At 64.1% G+C, this 16,796-nt stretch carries 14 protein-coding genes; all 14 read right to left on the bottom strand.

Translation table 11 applies throughout. The features are described from left to right. Positions 1-21 precede the first annotated feature (21 nt). The 14 genes from MOP87_RS15885 to MOP87_RS15950 all read right to left on the bottom strand — a co-directional run bounded on the left by MOP87_RS15885 (position 22) and on the right by MOP87_RS15950 (position 16,735). Positions 22-726: a TetR family transcriptional regulator gene (locus MOP87_RS15885; protein WP_027913840.1), complete on the bottom strand. Its 705-nt coding sequence runs from the start codon at positions 724-726 to the stop codon at positions 22-24. A gap of 188 nt (positions 727-914) precedes the next feature. Further along, positions 915-2,417 carry a lysine--tRNA ligase gene (gene lysS / locus MOP87_RS15890; protein ID WP_028686905.1) on the bottom strand — a complete coding sequence of 501 codons (1,503 nt, stop codon included), beginning with the start codon at positions 2,415-2,417 and terminating at the stop codon, positions 915-917. A 92-nt stretch (positions 2,418-2,509) separates the two neighbouring features. Continuing rightward, positions 2,510-3,605, bottom strand: a protein-coding gene (prfB, locus tag MOP87_RS15895) for a peptide chain release factor 2 (RefSeq protein ID WP_110606993.1) whose coding sequence is annotated in 2 segments (ribosomal slippage) — positions 2,510-3,532 and positions 3,534-3,605 — 1,095 coding nt in all. Because the reading frame shifts where the segments join, the coding sequence is not laid out codon by codon here. Positions 3,606-3,745: 140 nt separating this feature from the next. Then, the gene (locus tag MOP87_RS15900) at positions 3,746-4,750 is read right to left on the bottom strand and encodes a PleD family two-component system response regulator (protein WP_028686906.1); all 1,005 of its coding nucleotides are present in this window, start codon (positions 4,748-4,750) and stop codon (positions 3,746-3,748) included. Positions 4,751-4,801: 51 nt separating this feature from the next. Beyond that, positions 4,802-5,815, bottom strand: coding sequence for a chemotaxis response regulator protein-glutamate methylesterase (locus tag MOP87_RS15905; RefSeq protein WP_027913836.1), 1,014 nt, complete (start codon positions 5,813-5,815; stop codon positions 4,802-4,804). Beyond that, positions 5,812-8,115, bottom strand: coding sequence for a hybrid sensor histidine kinase/response regulator (locus tag MOP87_RS15910; protein ID WP_027913835.1), 2,304 nt, complete (start codon positions 8,113-8,115; stop codon positions 5,812-5,814). Before MOP87_RS15910 ends, MOP87_RS15905 begins: the two co-directional genes overlap by 4 nt. After that, the gene (locus MOP87_RS15915) at positions 8,112-8,780 is read right to left on the bottom strand and encodes a chemotaxis protein CheW (RefSeq protein WP_242809797.1); all 669 of its coding nucleotides are present in this window, start codon (positions 8,778-8,780) and stop codon (positions 8,112-8,114) included. The genes MOP87_RS15910 and MOP87_RS15915 overlap by 4 nt, the downstream gene beginning before the upstream one ends. After that, positions 8,777-10,042 (bottom strand): CheR family methyltransferase, encoded by a 1,266-nt coding sequence (locus tag MOP87_RS15920; RefSeq protein ID WP_197874154.1) that lies wholly within the window; start codon positions 10,040-10,042, stop codon positions 8,777-8,779. Before MOP87_RS15920 ends, MOP87_RS15915 begins: the two co-directional genes overlap by 4 nt. Further along, positions 10,039-10,545, bottom strand: a complete 507-nt coding sequence (locus tag MOP87_RS15925) for a chemotaxis protein CheW (RefSeq protein WP_242809798.1) — start codon at positions 10,543-10,545, stop codon at positions 10,039-10,041. The genes MOP87_RS15920 and MOP87_RS15925 overlap by 4 nt, the downstream gene beginning before the upstream one ends. 5 nt (positions 10,546-10,550) lie before the next feature. Continuing rightward, entirely contained in the window at positions 10,551-12,173 is a 1,623-nt protein-coding gene (locus MOP87_RS15930) for a methyl-accepting chemotaxis protein (protein ID WP_027913831.1), read from the bottom strand. 143 nt (positions 12,174-12,316) lie between these two features. Then, positions 12,317-13,000 carry a tellurite resistance TerB family protein gene (locus MOP87_RS15935; protein ID WP_197874162.1) on the bottom strand — a complete coding sequence of 228 codons (684 nt, stop codon included), beginning with the start codon at positions 12,998-13,000 and terminating at the stop codon, positions 12,317-12,319. Positions 13,001-13,143: 143 nt separating this feature from the next. After that, positions 13,144-14,250 carry an NADH:flavin oxidoreductase/NADH oxidase gene (locus MOP87_RS15940; protein WP_028686914.1) on the bottom strand — a complete coding sequence of 369 codons (1,107 nt, stop codon included), beginning with the start codon at positions 14,248-14,250 and terminating at the stop codon, positions 13,144-13,146. Positions 14,251-14,474: 224 nt separating this feature from the next. Then, the gene (gene recJ, locus MOP87_RS15945) at positions 14,475-16,184 is read right to left on the bottom strand and encodes a single-stranded-DNA-specific exonuclease RecJ (protein ID WP_027913828.1); all 1,710 of its coding nucleotides are present in this window, start codon (positions 16,182-16,184) and stop codon (positions 14,475-14,477) included. 8 nt (positions 16,185-16,192) lie between these two features. Then, complete coding sequence (locus MOP87_RS15950) at positions 16,193-16,735, bottom strand: YaeQ family protein (protein WP_023534041.1); 543 nt, start codon at positions 16,733-16,735, stop codon at positions 16,193-16,195. Between the last annotated feature and the right edge of the window lie 61 nt (positions 16,736-16,796).

Below are 16,796 nucleotides of genomic sequence, written 5' to 3' on the forward strand. Positions count from 1 at the left end.
TCTTCCTCGAAAAGGTCGGGCTCAAGCCGACGCCAGCACCAACTGCAAGTATCGGGTAAGCATCGCCAGCATCGGCCCATCGGCCTGCGCCTCGGCGTGCTTGAGCAGGCCCTGATATTCCATCTGCTCGATAATCGCCGTCAACATCTGTGCATCCTGTTCGGGCTGTCGCGAGCCAACGACCTGCAGCAGTTGGCGCGTACCGTGCAGCAGAATCTGCTCGTGAGCACAGACCAGCTCGGCCAGGCGTGGGCACAGCAGCGCTTCCTGGCGAAATGCCTGCTCGGCCATCATGAAATCGCGGCGGGTGAGCAGTTGGCGCTGCACGTAATCGGCCGTCATGCGCGCCACTTCATCGGCCAGTTTTGCCCGTGCCTGGGGACTGCCGTCACCTTGGGCCAGCAGTTGGCGCAACACTGCTTCGGTGTTGAGCCAGAGCTTGGCCATGTAGGCGGCGCTGCGTTCGACGTACTGGGCGAACGTGTCGGTGAGCAGGTCCTCGATGTCCTTGAAGTAGTAGGTGGTGGCCGACAGCGGCACCCCTGCCTCTGCGGCGACGGCACGGTGTCGCACGCCCCGCACGCCATCGCGCACCACGATGCGCATGGCGGCGTCCAGAATCAGTTGGCGACGCTGCTCACTGCCTTGCCGGGCCGTCTTGCGGCCCTGGTAGCGCACGCTTTCGGCAACGGCAGTGGCGATGCCTGCAGCCCCTTGTTGAGCCATGGCGGTTGTCATGGAGTACCTCATGTACGGTGTCTGGTCGGAGCATGCCCGTTCGCGTCCGATCTGCCCCCAGGCGTTGGAATCGCAGATTGCTTCGCAGGCGCTTGGATCGCGAGCGGGCCGGTAATGACAACATAATGCTTCAGGCAAGAAAAAGCCGCCTGAAAAGGCGGCTTTTTCGACTTCACTCAGCCCTGCGGACGCATGTGCGGGAACAGGATCACATCGCGGATCGATGGCGAGTTGGTCAGCAGCATCACCAGGCGGTCGATGCCGATGCCCTCGCCCGCCGTTGGCGGCATGCCGTATTCCAGCGCGCGCACGAAGTCGGCGTCGTAATGCATGGCCTCGTCGTCACCGGCATCCTTCTCGGCCACCTGGGCCAGGAAGCGCTCGGCCTGGTCTTCGGCATCGTTGAGCTCGGAGTAGGCGTTGGCGATTTCGCGCCCGCCGATGAACAGTTCGAAACGGTCGGTCACCGCAGGGTTCTCGTCGTTGCGACGGGCCAGCGGCGAGACCTCGAACGGGTACTCGGTGATGAAGTGCGGCTGCTCCAGTTTGTGCTCGACCAGCTCTTCGAAAATCATCACCTGCAGTTTGCCCAGGCCTTCATGGCCCAGCACCTTCGCACCGGCCTTGCGGGCGATGTCGCGGGCGCGGTCGACATCCTGCAGATCGGCGGCGGTGAGCTCCGGGTTGTACTTGAGGATCGAGTCGAACACCGACAGGCGCACGAAGGGCTCGCCGAAGTGGAAGACCTTGTCACCGTACGGCACATCGGTAGACCCCAGCACCAGCTGCGCCAGCTCGCGGAACAGTTCCTCGGTGAGGTCCATGTTGTCGCGGTAGTCGGCGTAGGCCTGGTAGAACTCGAGCATGGTGAACTCGGGGTTGTGGCGCGTCGAAACCCCTTCGTTGCGGAAGTTGCGGTTGATTTCGAAGACCTTCTCGAAACCACCGACGACCAGACGCTTGAGGTACAGCTCAGGCGCGATACGCAGGAACATGGCCATGTCCAGCGCATTGTGGTGGGTTTCGAACGGCTTGGCCGCTGCACCGCCCGGGATGGTCTGCAGCATCGGCGTCTCGACTTCGAGGAAGTCGCGCTCGATGAGGAACTTGCGAATGTGCGAGATGACCTGGGAGCGCACGCGGAAGGTGTGGCGTGTCTCTTCGTTGACCATCAGGTCGACGTAGCGCTGGCGGTAGCGCTGCTCGGTGTCGGTCAGGCCGTGGTGTTTGTCGGGCAGCGGACGCAGCGACTTGGTCAGCAGGCGCACCTGGGTCATTTCGACGTACAGGTCACCCTTGCCCGAGCGAGCCAGGGTGCCCTCGGCGCTGATGATGTCGCCCAGGTCCCAGGTCTTGACCGCAGCCAGGGTTTCTTCGGGCAGGGTCTTGCGGTTGACGTAGACCTGGATGCGGCCGGTCATGTCCTGGATGACCATGAACGAGCCACGGTTGAGCATGATGCGGCCCGCCACCTTGACCGGGATCGCGGCTGCTTCCAGCTCTTCCTTGGTCTTGTCCGCGTACTGTTTCTGCAGGTCGTTGCAGTAGCTGTCGCGACGGAAGTCGTTGGGGAAGGCATTGCCCTTGGCGCGTTCTGCTGCAAGCTTTTCCTTGCGCAGGGCGATCAGGGCGTTTTCTTCCTGTTGCAGGTCTTGCGATTCGGTCTTCAGGTCGCTCATGTCGTCTTTGTTTCCATCAGGTATTCGTTGCCCTTGGCGGGCAGGGCGCGCGCTACCGGTACGAGGCCGGTGGCGCGGCGATAGGGTGTGGCTTACAGCCCCTGTTTGAGGCTCGCTTCCAGGTACTGGTCAAGGTCACCGTCCAGCACTTTCTGGCAGTCGCTGCGTTCCACGCCGGTACGCAGGTCCTTGATGCGCGAGTCGTCCAGCACGTACGAGCGGATCTGGTGGCCCCAGCCAATGTCCGACTTGCTGTCTTCCAGCGCCTGCGAGGCCGCATTGCGTTTTTGCATCTCCAGCTCGTACAACTTGGCCCGCAGCATTTTCATGGCGGTGTCCTTGTTGGCATGCTGGGAGCGTTCGTTCTGGCACGCCACCACTGTGTTGGTCGGCACGTGGGTGATACGCACTGCCGAGTCGGTGGTGTTCACGTGCTGGCCGCCGGCGCCCGAGGAGCGGTAGGTGTCGATGCGCAGGTCCGACGGGTTGATCTCGATTTCGACCTTGTCGTCGATTTCGGGCGAGACGAACACGGCCGAGAACGAGGTGTGGCGGCGGGCGCCGGAGTCGAACGGGCTCTTGCGCACCAGGCGGTGCACGCCGATCTCGGTGCGCAGCCAGCCGAAGGCATATTCGCCCTTGATGTGCACGGTGGCGCCCTTGATGCCAGCCACTTCGCCCTCGGAGAGTTCGATGATGGTGGCGTCGAAACCACGCTTGTCGGCCCAGCGCAGGTACATGCGCAACAGAATGTTGGCCCAGTCCTGCGCCTCGGTCCCGCCGGAGCCGGCCTGGATGTCGAGGTAGGCGTTGTTCATGTCCATCTCGCCGCTGAACATGCGACGGAACTCGAGCTGGGCCAGGTTTTCTTCAAGGCCTTGCAGTTCGGTCACGACGTCGCCGACAGCGCCTTCGTCGCCCTCTTCGACGGCCATGTCCAGCAGGTCCTTGCAATCGGCCAGGCCGTTGGACAGCTTGTCCAGCGTCTCGACGACCTGCGCCAGCATGGACCGCTCACGGCCCAGGGCCTGGGCGTACTCGGGCTTGTTCCAGACGTTGGGGTCTTCCAGCTCGCGATTGACTTCGATCAGGCGGTCATGCTTGAGATCGTAGTCAAAGATACCCCCGAATGGACTGGGAGCGGTCGGAGAGGTCCTTGATGGTGTTCAGGATCGGTTGGATTTCCATGGGCAGGCTACTCGTGCGAATTCGGTGAAAAGCCTGCGAGTATAACCGAGTCGGCCGCGTGGCGGCAGACCCGCCTGGCAGGCATCGACAACCAGCCGCCGGGTGCAGCCGCTCGAAAGGAGCACCCCTCGCCCAGCGCGCTAGGCGACACCCACCTGGTTGCGGCCACCGTTCTTGGCCTGGTACAGCCCTTTGTCCGCCGCCGAGATCAATTGCCGACAGAGGCTGCCGATAGCGGGAACCTGCGTGGCCAGGCCCACGCTGACGGTCAGGTACGCTCCGGCAGCCGGTGCCGTGTGCTCGATCGCCAGGCCCAGCACGCTCTGGCGCAGTTTCTCGGCAACCAACCTGGCGCCACCTGGGGAGGTGTTGGGCAACACCAGGGCGAACTCCTCGCCGCCGTAGCGGGCCGGAAGGTCGCTAGGCCGCGAGCACGAGCCACGGATGGCTTCTGCCACGCGCCGCAGCGCTTCGTCTCCGGCCAGGTGGCCAAAGGTGTCGTTGTAGGCCTTGAAATAATCGACGTCGATCATCAACAGCGACAACTGTTGCTGCTCGCGCATCGCCCGTCGCCACTCAAGCTCCAGGTACTCATCGAAATGGCGTCGATTGGACAGGCCCGTCAAGCCATCGGAGTTCATCAGCCGTTGTAGCATCAGGTTCGAATCGAGCAACTGCTGCTGGCTGACCCGCAGGGCGCGGTAAGCTTCGTCGCGCTGCAACAAGGTCAGGTAGGAACGCGAGTGATAGCGAATGCGCGCCACCAGCTCGATGGTGTCGGGCAGTTTGACCAGGTAATCGTTGGCCCCGGCCGCGAACGCGGCGCGCTTGACCAGCGGGTCTTCCTTGGTCGACAGCACGATGATCGGGATGTCCTGGGTGGCCGGGTTGCTGCGGTACTCACGCACCAGCGTCAGGCCATCGAGCCCGGGCATGATCAGGTCCTGCAGGATCACCGTGGGCTTGATGCGCATGGCCTGCTGCACCGCCTGGTGCGGGTCGGCGCAAAAATGAAAATCGATGTTGTCCTCATGGGCCAGGCCCCGCCGCACGGCTTCCCCGATCATGGCCTGATCGTCGACCAGCAGCACCATCGCCGAATTTTCATCGGCGGCGGCGAACCCTTCGATGGGGAGCTCATTCATGGCTGTTCACCTGAACACTGCCGGCCGGGCGGCATGATTCGTTACGCTTCATCATTGTGAAAAAATTTCCGTCAGACGCCCGGCTATGCCTTCAAGCGGGCGGATTTCCACTGCGGCATCGATCGCCGCAGCAGCCTTGGGCATGCCATAGACAGCACTGCTGGCCTGGTCCTGGGCAATGGTCAGAAAACCCCGTTGGCGCATCATCTTGAGCCCCTGTGCTCCGTCACGCCCCATGCCGGTGAGCAATACCCCCACTGCCTCGCCTGACCAGTAGCGCGCCACGCTTTCGAAGAAAACGTCGATGGAGGGGCGGTAGATTTCATTGACCGGTTCGGCAGTGTAGGCCAGTTGCCCGTTCTGTAGCAGGCGCAGATGGTGGTTGGTTCCGGCCAGCAGCACCTGGCCAGGTTGCGGTGGCTCGCCTTCGCGCGCCAGGCGCACCGGCAGCCCGGCCGCACTGCTGAGCCATTCGGCCATGCCAGCGGCAAAGACCTGATCCACATGCTGGACCAGCACGATCGCGGCCGGGAACCCGGCTGGCACTCTTTTGAGCAGTATTTCCAGGGCCGCCGGACCACCTGCCGAGGAACCGATGGCCACCAACCCTCGTCGCTGGCTCGCTTCACGCAGCGGTGCGGCAACCGGCCTGGGCGTCGGCGGGCGCTGCTGTCCAATCAGCCAGCTGATGTTGAGAATCTTGCGCAGCAATGGCGCGGCGGCTTCGCGGGCGTCGCCCGCACCCAGCGCCGGTGTGTCGACCACATCCAGTGCACCATGCCCCATGGCTTCGAATACCCGGTGCACATTCTGCTTGCGATCGACCGTAACGATGACGATGGCGCACGGGGTGTCGGCCATGATCCGGCGAGTCGCTTCCACGCCATCCATCACCGGCATGATCAAGTCCATCAGGATCAGGTCCGGTTGCTGCTCCTGACAGCGTTGCACGGCTTCGGCGCCGTTGCTGGCCACCCACACCACCTCATGGGCAGGTTCCAGCGCGACGGCACGGCGCAAGGCCTCCACTGCCAAGGGCATGTCATTGACGATGGCGATCTTCATCCGTGAGCACCTCCGATCAGTTCGACTACAGCATCCAGCAACGCATCGTCGTGGAAACTGGCTTTAGCCAAATAGTAGTCGGCCCCGGCATCCAGGCCGCGCCGTCGGTCTTCCTCCCGGTCCTTGTAGGAAACCACCATGACGGGCAGCGATTGCAAGCGTTGGTCACGGCGCACCAGGGTGACCAACTCGATGCCGTCCATGCGCGGCATGTCGATGTCGGTGATCAGCAAGTCGAAATCGTCGCCGCGCAGAGCATTCCAGCCATCCATGCCATCGACTGCCACCGCGACGTCATAGCCGCGATTGCCCAGCAGCTTGCGCTGCAGCTCACGCACGGTCAGCGAGTCGTCGACCACCAGGATGCGTTTGCGCGCCAGGCCAGAGGCGCCGGCACCGCCGCGCTCGACGCGCTCGAGCGTACCGGTGCTGAGCAGTTTGTCGACCGAGCGCAGAATGTCCTCCACATCGACGATCAGCACCACCGAGCCGTCGTCCAGCAGCGCCCCTGAAGAAATGTCCTGCACTTTGCCCAGACGCGGATCGAGCGGCATCACCACCAGCACCCGCTCGCCGATCAGCCGCTCGACCGCCACGCCATACAAGCGCTCGCGCTCGCGGATGACCACGACCCGCAGGCTGTTCTGATCGGTTTGCCCGGCCGGCCGGTGCAGCAACTGGCTGGCGGCTACCAGGCCGATGTGCTGGCCGTCATGCCAGAAGTGCTGCCGCCCTTCTATCTGCACGATGTCGTTGGCGTCCACCGCCAGGGTGTGTTCGATATGCGCCAGAGGGAAGGCATAGGCCTCCCCGCCGACTTCCACGACGAGGCTGCGCACGACCGACAAGGTTTGCGGTACCTGCAGGTGGAAGCGGCACCCCAACCCAGGCGTCTGGGTCAGTTCGATTGCCCCGCGCAATTCGCGGATCATGTGCTGCACGGCGTCAAGCCCCACACCCCGCCCGGACACTTCGGTCACCGTATCCCGCAGACTGAAACCCGGCAGGAAGAGGAAGGTGAGCAATTCATCGTCACTCATGCGCTCGACGGTTTCGGCCGGAGACAGGGCACGTTCCACGATGCTGGCACGCAGGCGATCCAGGTCCACGCCGGCACCGTCGTCCATCAGCTCAAGGCTCAGCATCCCGGCGTGGTGCGAGACGCGCAGGCGGATCAGCCCTTCTTCGGGCTTGCCCGCCAACAGCCGCCTGTCTGGCAGTTCGATGCCATGATCGACCGCGTTACGCAGCAAGTGGGTCAGCGGCGCTTCGAGTTTTTCCAGGACGTCACGATCGACCTGGGTTTTCTCCCCTTCGATGATCAGGCGCACCGGTTTGCCCAGGGCGCGGCCCAAGTCGCGCACCATGCGGCTCTGCCCGGCCAGCACATCGGCAAATGGTCGCATACGGCAGGCCAGGGCGGTGTCGTAGAGCAGTTGTGCACGCTGGCTGGCCTGCCAGCCGAACTCGTCCAGGTCGGCCGCTTGCTGACGCAGGATCTGCTGGGTTTCGGCCAACAAGCGTTGGGTCTGGGCCAAGGCCTCGAGCACCTCGCCACCCTGGCCGCTGTCTTCGAGTTGCAGGCGCAGCCCATCGAGCGCCTGCATGCCCTGGCCATGCATGCGCTTGAGACGCTGCAAGGTGGCTAGGTAGGGCTTGAGACGCTGGGTTTCCACCAAGGACTTGCTGGACAGGTCGAGCAGGCTGTTGAGCCTGTCGGCGGTCACCCGCAGCACCCGCTCGCCCCCCTCTACTGTGCGCTTGCCGGCCTTGCGACGCGGCGCGGGCTCAGCATCGTCTGGCGGCTCAGACGCTGGTACAGGCGCCGCCGCCGGTGCCTGGCTCGCCACCGGCGGCGGCGCCATCGGTGCACCGGCCTGTGCGGGAACGGCAGGTGCTGCGCTCGGCCCCCCGGGCTCCAATACGGCGGCCATCAGCACCAGGAAGCCGGGCACATCGTCCTGGGCGGCGGTGTCGCCAGGTGTGGCAATGCGCATCAACAGGTCGGTGCCCTGCAGCAGCGCGTCGATATGCTCCGCGCTCAGGCGCAGGCGACCTTCCTGGGCTGCCACCAGGCAGTCCTCCATCACGTGCGCAACGGTGACACCGGCATCCACCCCAACGATGCGTGCAGCCCCTTTGAGGGAATGGGCCGCGCGCATGCAGGCTTCTAGCTGGTCGGCCTGCGTGGGGTTGCGCTCAAGGGCCAGCAGCCCGGCGTTGAGCACCTGCGTCTGGGCCTCGGCTTCAAGGCTGAACAGTTCGAGCAACGAGGCGTCGCGCATTTGCTCAGGTGTCATGACAGGCTCCGCTGTACGGCAGACAACAGCTGTTGTTCATCCAGCACACGCACGCTGCGCCCGCGCCATTGCAGCACCGCTGCCGTGAAGCGCATGGCGTCGTGAGCAGGGTCCATGGGCCGATCAAGCCGATGAATGCCGTCGATTTCCTCGACGGCCATGACCACCGGGCCACCCTCGGCCGCCAGGATCAGCATGCGCGGCAAGCCACGAGTGCTGCGCTGTTCAGTCACGCTGCCAGGCGTACCCAGCAGCTCCTGCAACGACAGGCACGGCACCAAGGCACCGCGTACATTGGCAACGCCCAACAGCACGCGCGAGCGCTGATGGGGTAGCGAATGCACGGCCTGCAAGGGCGCGATCTCGGCCAGGCATGCGGTAGGCAACGCCAGCCACTCCTCCCCCAGGCGGAACAACAGCATCGAGCGCCCTGTACAGGCCTGCTCGACTGGCTCCAAGTCCGGCCGGGCATCGGTGTCCTGCACCAGTGCATAGCGGTCCAGCAGACGCGTGGCAGCGGCGGCGTACACCTCGCAGTTGCGGCAATGGACATGACGCTCAAGCAGCGGGCACTGCTTGTTGCCATGCACACCGATGCGATTCCAGCAGTCGTCGATGCGCACATCGGTTTCGGCGAGCAGGTCGGTCACAGCCTCATCGTTCATCGGTCAGCCTCCCGACCGGCACGCATGGCACGGCTCTGCAAACGCAGGGCCCCGGCCTGGTCACCTTGGGCCTGCAACAGCGCGGCCAGGTGAACGAGCGCTTCTGGGTGCTGCGGCTCAAGGTACAGCGCCTTGCGGTAGTGAACCTGTGCTTGTTGCAAATCACCTTCGGTGTCGCTGAGCAGGCCCAACCAGTAGTACACCTGGGCCGACGGCGGGTACTGGCGAAGGTAGCGCTGGCAGGCATCACGCGCCTGCTGGCTATTGCCGGCATTGGCATGCTCGGCAATGCTTGCCAGCAATTCGTGGGGGCCGGTCCGGGGGGCTTCGACGGTCTGCCGGTCAGGCACAGGCCCAAGGGACCCGCGCAAGCGCGGCACCGGGGCGCTGGCCGAGCGGTAGCCGGTCAACGGCTTGATGGGGTCGCGTTGAATCGGCACGGCCGGCGCCGGGCGTTGCTGGGTCACATCGTCCTGGCGGACATAGGCAAACGACTGGGCAATACCCACCGGGCGCATGCCAAGGCGAGCCAGCAGGCTGCCTTCGGCAGGCCCGATGAACAGCACGCCTTGAGGATGAAGCAGGCGCTTGAGGGTTTCGAACACCCGTTGCTGAGTAGGCACATCGAAATAGATGAGCAGGTTGCGGCAGAACACGAAGTCGTAAAGGCCCTCCCGGTTGGCCAATGCCGGATCGAGGACATTGCCCACCTGCAGGGTCACTTGCTGGCGCACACGGTCATGCACGCGATGGCCTTCGTCAGCGACATCGAAATAACGTTCGCGAAATCCCAGGTCATCGCCACGAAACGCATTGCGCCCGTAGAGACCCTGGCTGGCCTTGGCCACGGACGCAGGGCTGATGTCCATACCGTCGATCAGGAAGGATGCCGGGGGAATGCCGGCATCGATCAGCGCCATCGCCAGTGAATAGGGCTCCTCCCCTGTCGAACAGGGCAGGCTGAGCAAGCGCAGAGGGCGAGCGGCGGCCAATTTGGCCAGGCGTTTGTGCGCCAGGCCTGTCAGCGCAGTGAAGGACTCGCGGTACCGGAAGAACCACGTCTCCGGCACGATCACCGCTTCGATCAGCGCCTGCTGCTCGGCCAGCGACTGCTGCAGGCGCACCCAGTAGTCGTCAAGGCCGCTGGCACCCAGTGCCGCGCTGCGCTGACGCAGGGCACGCTCGACCATCGACGCGCCTACCGATTCGACATCCAAACCTATGCGCTCACGCAGAAAATGAAAGAAATGCCGTTCGTTCATGTGCAGGTCCCGCCCTGTGGGTCAGGGTACAGCACTCGGTGCACGGCCTCGGGCAACACCTGGTCGACCTCGATGCGCTGCACCAGACCCAGGGCATCCTGGCGGACCGGCCCCAGGTAAGGTGCGGGGTCATTGTTTACGCCATAGGGTTTGAATTCATCAGCACGGCAGCGCAGGGTTCCGGTGGCATGCTCCAGAATCAGGCCCAGTTGCAGTGCGCTGCGATAGCGCACCAGCACCAGGCGGGTACTGGTACGCTGCAACGCCGGCCGCCCCACGCACAGGGCAGCCAAATCCACCACCGGCACCAACTGCCCCCGGTAGGCAAGAATGCCCGCCACCCAGTGCGGCGCTTGCAGCACTGGCTTGAGGGGCTGACGGGGCAGCACCTTGATCACGTCCTGCACAGACAGGGCAAAACGCTGGTCACCTAGGTGAAACTGCAGGTACAGCGCACCGTTGTCGTGGCCTGCCGACACGGCGCGCGGTTGCATGTCGATCATCGCCTTCAGACTTTGAAGCGCGACACGCCGCCGCGCAGGCCGGCGGCGACCTGGCTCAGCTCGTCGATGGCGAAACTGGCCTGGCGCAGCGACTCCACGGTCTGGGTACTGGCATCGCTCAGTTGCGCCAGCGCCTGGTTGATCTGCTCGGCACCGGTGGCCTGGGCCTGCATGCCTTCGTTGACCATCAGTACACGCGGCGCCAGTGCCTGGACCTGATGAATGATCTGGCTCAGTTGCTCACCGACCTGCTGAACCTCGAACATGCCGCGGCGCACCTCTTCGGAAAACTTGTCCATGCCCATGACCCCGGCCGACACGGCCGACTGGATCTCGCGCACCATCTGCTCGATGTCATAGGTCGCCACCGCCGTCTGGTCAGCCAGGCGGCGCACTTCGGTGGCCACCACGGCAAAACCGCGGCCGTATTCTCCGGCCTTCTCGGCTTCGATGGCCGCGTTGAGCGACAGCAGGTTGGTCTGGTCGGCCACCTTGACGATGGTGACGACCATCTGGGTGATGTTGCTGGCCTTCTCGTTGAGGATGCCCAGCTTGGCGTTGACCAGGTCGGCCGCACCCATGACCTGGTGCATGGTTTCTTCCATGCGCGCCAGCCCTTGCTGGCCGGAGCCGGCCAGGCTCGACGCCTGATCGGCGGCCGAGGTGACTTCGGTCATGGTGCGCACCAGGTCGCGGGAAGTGGCGGCGATTTCACGCGAGGTGGCACCGATTTCGGTCGTGGTGGCGGCCGTCTCGGTGGCGGTGGCCTGCTGCTGCTTGGAGGTGGCCGCGATTTCCGTCACCGAGGTGGTGACCTGCACCGACGAGCGCTGCGCCTGCGCCACCAGATTGGCCAACGCCTCAGCCATTTCATTGAAGCCACCCTGAACCGCGCCGAACTCGTCCTGGCGATCCAGGTTCAGGCGCATGCTCAGGTCACCCGAGCGAAGCCTGTCCAGCGCAGTCACGATGAGGCTCATGGGCGAGGTGATGGCGCGCAGCAGCAGCAAGCCACAAATACCGGCGGCCACGATGGCCAGCAACAGTGACACAACCATGCTGCCCTTGGCCGTGTTCACCGCGCTGACGATTTCTCGGGTGGCCGCGTCGGCGGACAGGCGATTCTGTTCGATCACCTCGTTCAGGTGCTTGCGCCCTTCGACCCAGGTGGGGGTCAGCACTTGGGAGATCAAACGCTGGGCTTCGGCATAATTGCGTTCGCGATACGCACTGAGCACCTGGTTGACGTTCTGCATGTAGGCTTGTTCCAGCTTCACGAAGGCGTCGAAGCGGGCCTGGTCCTCGCCATCGCGAATGGTGGTCTGGTAACTGGCCATGTGTTGCTTGAGCCGGTCTTCGAAACTCTTGAAGAGTTCCATGTCGGCCGAGCTGATCTCGCGCCGGTCAGAAAGCCCGACCAACTGTTGGCTGGTGACATAACTGTCCACCCATGCGCTGCGGATCATCGAGCTGTAGTAGACCCCTGGAATGCTGTCGGCCCCAACTTCCTGCTCGGCAGATTCGATGGTCACCAAGCGCGAATAGGCCGCCACGATCATCAGCAGCATGATGGCGATGATCACGGCGAAACTTGCCAGGATCCGTTGGCGCAACGTCCAGTTCTTCACATTCAGCCCTCAGGGATTCACTACGAGCAGGAAAAATCGCCGAAGTATAGCCCAGGCGTCCTACAGAATTGCGTGTCATGTTCTGACAGAACGCCCAGACAACGCAGTGACCCTCCCGATCAGGCCAAAACTGCACGCGCGGCTCAGACCTGCCGCGCCTGCTTTTCCAGCTCCTCGCGCAACCCTTGGGCCAACCCCAGCTGGCGCGCCAGTTCGTCCAGATAAGCACGTTCCATGTAGTTTTCCTGATCGACCATCATCACGCTGGCCAGGTACATCTCGGCAGCGATTTCCGGCGTCTGGGCCGCCCGGGCCACCTCGGCCGGGTCCAGCGGCTTGTCGAGCTCCGCATGCAGCCACTGCTGCACTTCACGGTCACCGTCCAGGCGGGTGAACTCCCCCTCGATCAGCGCGCGTTCGCGCTCATCCACATGACCATCGGCCTTGGCCGCAGCGACCAGTGCACGCAGCACCGCCTGGCTGTGCTGCTCCACCTGGGCCGCAGGTACGCGGTCTACCGTCTGGGGCTCTGGGGTGGGGGTCTGTTGGATGGCCTGCTGGGCCTGCCAGTTGCCATAGGCCTTGTAGGCAAGCACGCCAAGCGCGGCGAGCCCCCCGTAGGTAAGCGCCTTGCCACCAAACTTGCGGGCTTTCTTGCTGCCAAGTAACACGCCCAGCGCACCGCCGCCAAGCAGGCCACCACCTGCGCCTGACAGCAACCCGCCGAGCCCGCCGGCGCCTGCACCCGTCTTGGCCCCGCCTGCCTGCTTTTCTAACAGTTGCTGGCCGGATTTGAGCAATTGATCAAGCAAACCCCGGGTATTCATCATGCGCATCTCCACATCATGGAAGTCAGCAGCCAGATTAAGACTTGCCCCACAACACGACACAGAGGATTTGCTTCCAGATGTTGCATCGCCGGAGGCGGCTTGCCGGTGCCTGCACACCCGCCGCCGGCATCCACGTCCTTTCAGTCGCGCAGGTCCGATTCGTGAATTGGGCTCGACCGGCTGGTGGCCCGCTGGTATTGCGCCGGCCAGGTGGCCTGGTGCCCGCCCAGGTCGTCGTCTGCATGCAACGGCCAGTACGGGTCGCGCAGCAGCTCCCGGGCCAGGAAAATCAAGTCGGCCTGGCCTGTGCGCAGGATGTGCTCGGCCTGGGCAGGCTCGGTGATCATGCCCACGGTGCCTGTGGCCATCTCCGACTCCTTGCGCACGCGCTCGGCAAAGCGGGTCTGGTAGCCAGGGCCGGTCGGAATCTCGGCATTGCTGGACGTGCCACCTGAAGACACATCGATCAGATCCACGCCAAGCACACGCAGGCGCCGGGCCAGCTCGACGGTTTCGTCCGGGTTCCAGCCGTCTTCCACCCAGTCGGTGGCCGACACCCGCACGAACAATGGCAACTCGGCCGGCCAGACTGCGCGAACCGCTTCGACCACCTGCAAGGTCAGGCGGATGCGGTTCTCGAAGCAGCTGCCGTATTCATCCTGACGCTGATTGCTCAACGGCGACAGGAACTGGTGCAACAGGTAACCGTGGGCAGCGTGCACCTCGACCACTTTGAAGCCCGCGTCCAGCGCGCGCCTGGCCGAGGCGACAAAGGCCTGCACCACGTCCTGGATCTGCGCATGGGTCAGCTCACTGGGCACGGTGTGCTCAGGATCGAACGCGATCTTCGACGGCCCGACCGGCTGCCAGCCGCCCTCCTCCAATGTGACGCTGCCATGCTTGCCCAGCCAAGGGCGGTAGGTGCTGGCCTTGCGCCCGGCATGGGCGAGCTGGATACCCGGGATGGACCCTTGAGCGGTGATGAAACGGGTGATGCGCTGCAAGGGGGCGATCTGCGCGTCCTCCCACAGGCCGAGGTCTTCAGCGGTGATGCGCCCGTCGGCCGTGACCGCCACGGCCTCGGTGACGACCAGGCCCGCACCGCCGACAGCGCGACTGCCCAGGTGCACCAGGTGCCAGTCGTTGGCCAGGCCATCGACCGAGGAATACTGGCACATCGGTGATACGGCGATACGGTTCGGCAGGGTCAGCTGACGCAGGGTGTAAGGCTCGAGCAGCATGCTCATGAGGGCACCTCCCAATGGCTGCAAAGTGATCCGGCCGGGCACTCGTTCACACATTCCTGGCCCGGTACCGGTCTGTGTTCAGACTAGACCAGATTGGGTAGGGGGAAGGTTCCATGGGATTTGGCAGTGATGCCCTGGGCGCTGTGTGAAAAGCCTCGATACGCGGTGAGGCTGGGTTAAATACAGCCAGGCCTCTTCTCGAAACGTTTCACACAGATCCTGGCTCAGCGCGGCTCCATGTGGGCGATCATCAGTTGCACGCTTTCATTGCCGCGGAACTCGTTCACATCCAGCTTGTAGGCCAGCTCCACCCAGCGCACGGTCGGGTTGGGCCAAACCTCGCGGTCGATACCGAAGGCGATGCCGTCCAGGCGCACCGTGCCGCACTCGCTTTTGAGCACGACTTTCAGATGGCGCTCACCCACCACGCGCTGCTCGACCAGCTGGAACACACCGTGGAACAGCGGCTCCGGAAAATGTTGCCCCCAAGGCCCGGCTTGGCGCAGCGCCTTGGCCAGGTCCAGGTGGAATTCCTCCACCGCCAGACTGCCATCAGACAGCAGTCGCCCGGTGAGGTCGTCCTCGCACAGTTGGCGGCGGACCTCCTGGTCGAAGGCCTCGGCGAACGCGGGATAGTTGGCTTCGGGCAGGGACAGCCCCGCCGCCATGGCATGGCCACCGAACTTGCTGATCAGCTGCGGATGGCGCGCGGCCACCGCATCGAGCGCGTCGCGGATGTGAAACCCCGGCACGGAGCGCGCAGAGCCCTTGAGCATGCCGTCACCGGCATCGGCGAAAGCGATGGTTGGGCGGTGATACCGTTCCTTGAGGCGAGAAGCCAGGATGCCAATGACGCCCTGGTGCCACTCTGCATCGAACAGGCACAGGCCATAGGGCATCGATTCGACCGGCAAGTCCCGCAACTGGGCCAGTGCTTCACGCTGCATGCCCTGTTCGATGGACTTGCGGTCCTGGTTCAGGCCATCCAGTTGCTGAGCCATGTCCAACGCCAGGGCATAATCCTCGCAGAGCAGGCACTCGATACCCAGGCTCATGTCGTCCAGGCGCCCGGCGGCGTTCAGCCGCGGGCCCAGAATGAAACCCAGGTCGGTGGAGGTGATGCGCCGGTGGTCGCGCTTGGCTACCTCCAGAATTGCCTTGAGGCCAGGCCGGGCGCGCCCGGCACGAATGCGCTCCAGGCCCTGATGCACCAGGATGCGATTGTTCGCGTCCAGCGGCACCACGTCAGCCACGCTGCCCAAGGCAACCAGGTCCAGCAGTTCGCCAATGTTCGGCTGCGGCCGGGTGTCGTAGCGGCCCAGGCTGCGCAAGCGCGCGCGCAGGGCCATGAGCACGTAGAAAATCACCCCGACGCCTGCCAGCGACTTGCTCGGAAACGGGCAGCCTGGCTGGTTGGGGTTGATGATGGCATCGGCGTCCGGCAGCGCCTCGCCAGGCAAGTGGTGGTCGGTCACCAGGACCTTGAGGCCAGCCGCCTTCGCCGCCGCGACGCCGTCGACGCTGGAAATCCCGTTGTCGACCGTGACCAGCAGCTGCGGTTGGCGCTGCAATGCCACTTCGACGATTTCCGGCGTGAGGCCGTACCCGTATTCGAAGCGGTTGGGTACCAGGTAGTCCACGTGGGCCGCACCGAGCAGGCGCAAACCCAGCACGCCGACGGTACTGGCCGTGGCGCCATCGGCATCGAAGTCACCGACGATCAGAATGCGCTGGCCTTGGTCGATGGCCTGCACCAGCAGGTCGACGCCCGCGTCCATGCCCTTGAGCTGCTGGTAGGGCAGCAGGCGCGCCAGGCTCTTGTCCAGCTCGGCCTCGCTTAGCACGCCACGGGCGGCGTACAGGCGCGTCAGCAAGGGTGGCAGGTTGCCAAGAAACGGTAGGGTCGGGGGCAGCGGGCGAGATTCGATACGCATGGGATGGTTCAGCCACGCTCCCCCAGCAGCCACTGCAATTGCACTTCGTGCTGGCCACGGTCATCGGTCACGAACACCGTGCCTTCGCTGATCATCACATCCCATTTGATGCTGCGGGGCATGTCGGTGGCCAGGGTCTCGAGCACCTCCTGAGGCACGGCCGCGATGCTGAGGTTCTTGAGGTTCTTCACCGCGCTCACCACCTTGCCTTCCCACACACGCAGACTACCGTAGGCCAGCAGGCTGGTGCGTTCGGTACGGCGCGAGCACCAGGTCAGGCGATCGGCATCTGGCTGGCCTACTTCGATCCAGTGCAACACGCGGTCGTCCAGGCTCTTTTCCCAGAGCGCCGGCTCATCGACGTCCGACAGCCCCCGGCCGAATGTCAGGTTTTCGTTGTACCACAGCGCATAGGCCAACAGACGAACCGCCATACGCTCCTCGGTTTCCGACGGGTGCCGCGCGATGGTCTGCTTGACGTTCTCGTAGACATTGCGGTCGAGGTCGGTCAGGTTGAGTTCGAATTTGTAGGTGGTGGACGGCTGGGCCATGGTCGGGGTGCTTCTTGCCTGAAGAAAAGTCGCACAGTCTAACCGATCCAGTCCACGGTTG

Origin of the sequence: Pseudomonas sp. I3-I5 (genome assembly GCF_022699445.1) — a bacterium.
Taxonomy (GTDB): domain Bacteria; phylum Pseudomonadota; class Gammaproteobacteria; order Pseudomonadales; family Pseudomonadaceae; genus Aquipseudomonas; species Aquipseudomonas fulva.

What these genes read in the sequence shown, in the direction of transcription:
- MOP87_RS15885 (WP_027913840.1), bottom strand. Translation starts at nt 726, where the DNA reads ATGGCTCAACAAGGGGCTGCAGGCATCGCCACTGCCGTTGCCGAAAGC.
- lysS (WP_028686905.1), bottom strand. Translation starts at nt 2,417, where the DNA reads ATGAGCGACCTGAAGACCGAATCGCAAGACCTGCAACAGGAAGAAAAC.
- MOP87_RS15900 (WP_028686906.1), bottom strand. Translation starts at nt 4,750, where the DNA reads ATGAATGAGCTCCCCATCGAAGGGTTCGCCGCCGCCGATGAAAATTCG.
- MOP87_RS15905 (WP_027913836.1), bottom strand. Translation starts at nt 5,815, where the DNA reads ATGAAGATCGCCATCGTCAATGACATGCCCTTGGCAGTGGAGGCCTTG.
- MOP87_RS15910 (WP_027913835.1), bottom strand. Translation starts at nt 8,115, where the DNA reads ATGACACCTGAGCAAATGCGCGACGCCTCGTTGCTCGAACTGTTCAGC.
- MOP87_RS15915 (WP_242809797.1), bottom strand. Translation starts at nt 8,780, where the DNA reads ATGAACGATGAGGCTGTGACCGACCTGCTCGCCGAAACCGATGTGCGC.
- MOP87_RS15920 (WP_197874154.1), bottom strand. Translation starts at nt 10,042, where the DNA reads ATGAACGAACGGCATTTCTTTCATTTTCTGCGTGAGCGCATAGGTTTG.
- MOP87_RS15925 (WP_242809798.1), bottom strand. Translation starts at nt 10,545, where the DNA reads ATGATCGACATGCAACCGCGCGCCGTGTCGGCAGGCCACGACAACGGT.
- MOP87_RS15935 (WP_197874162.1), bottom strand. Translation starts at nt 13,000, where the DNA reads ATGAATACCCGGGGTTTGCTTGATCAATTGCTCAAATCCGGCCAGCAA.
- MOP87_RS15940 (WP_028686914.1), bottom strand. Translation starts at nt 14,250, where the DNA reads ATGAGCATGCTGCTCGAGCCTTACACCCTGCGTCAGCTGACCCTGCCG.
- recJ (WP_027913828.1), bottom strand. Translation starts at nt 16,184, where the DNA reads ATGCGTATCGAATCTCGCCCGCTGCCCCCGACCCTACCGTTTCTTGGC.
- MOP87_RS15950 (WP_023534041.1), bottom strand. Translation starts at nt 16,735, where the DNA reads ATGGCCCAGCCGTCCACCACCTACAAATTCGAACTCAACCTGACCGAC.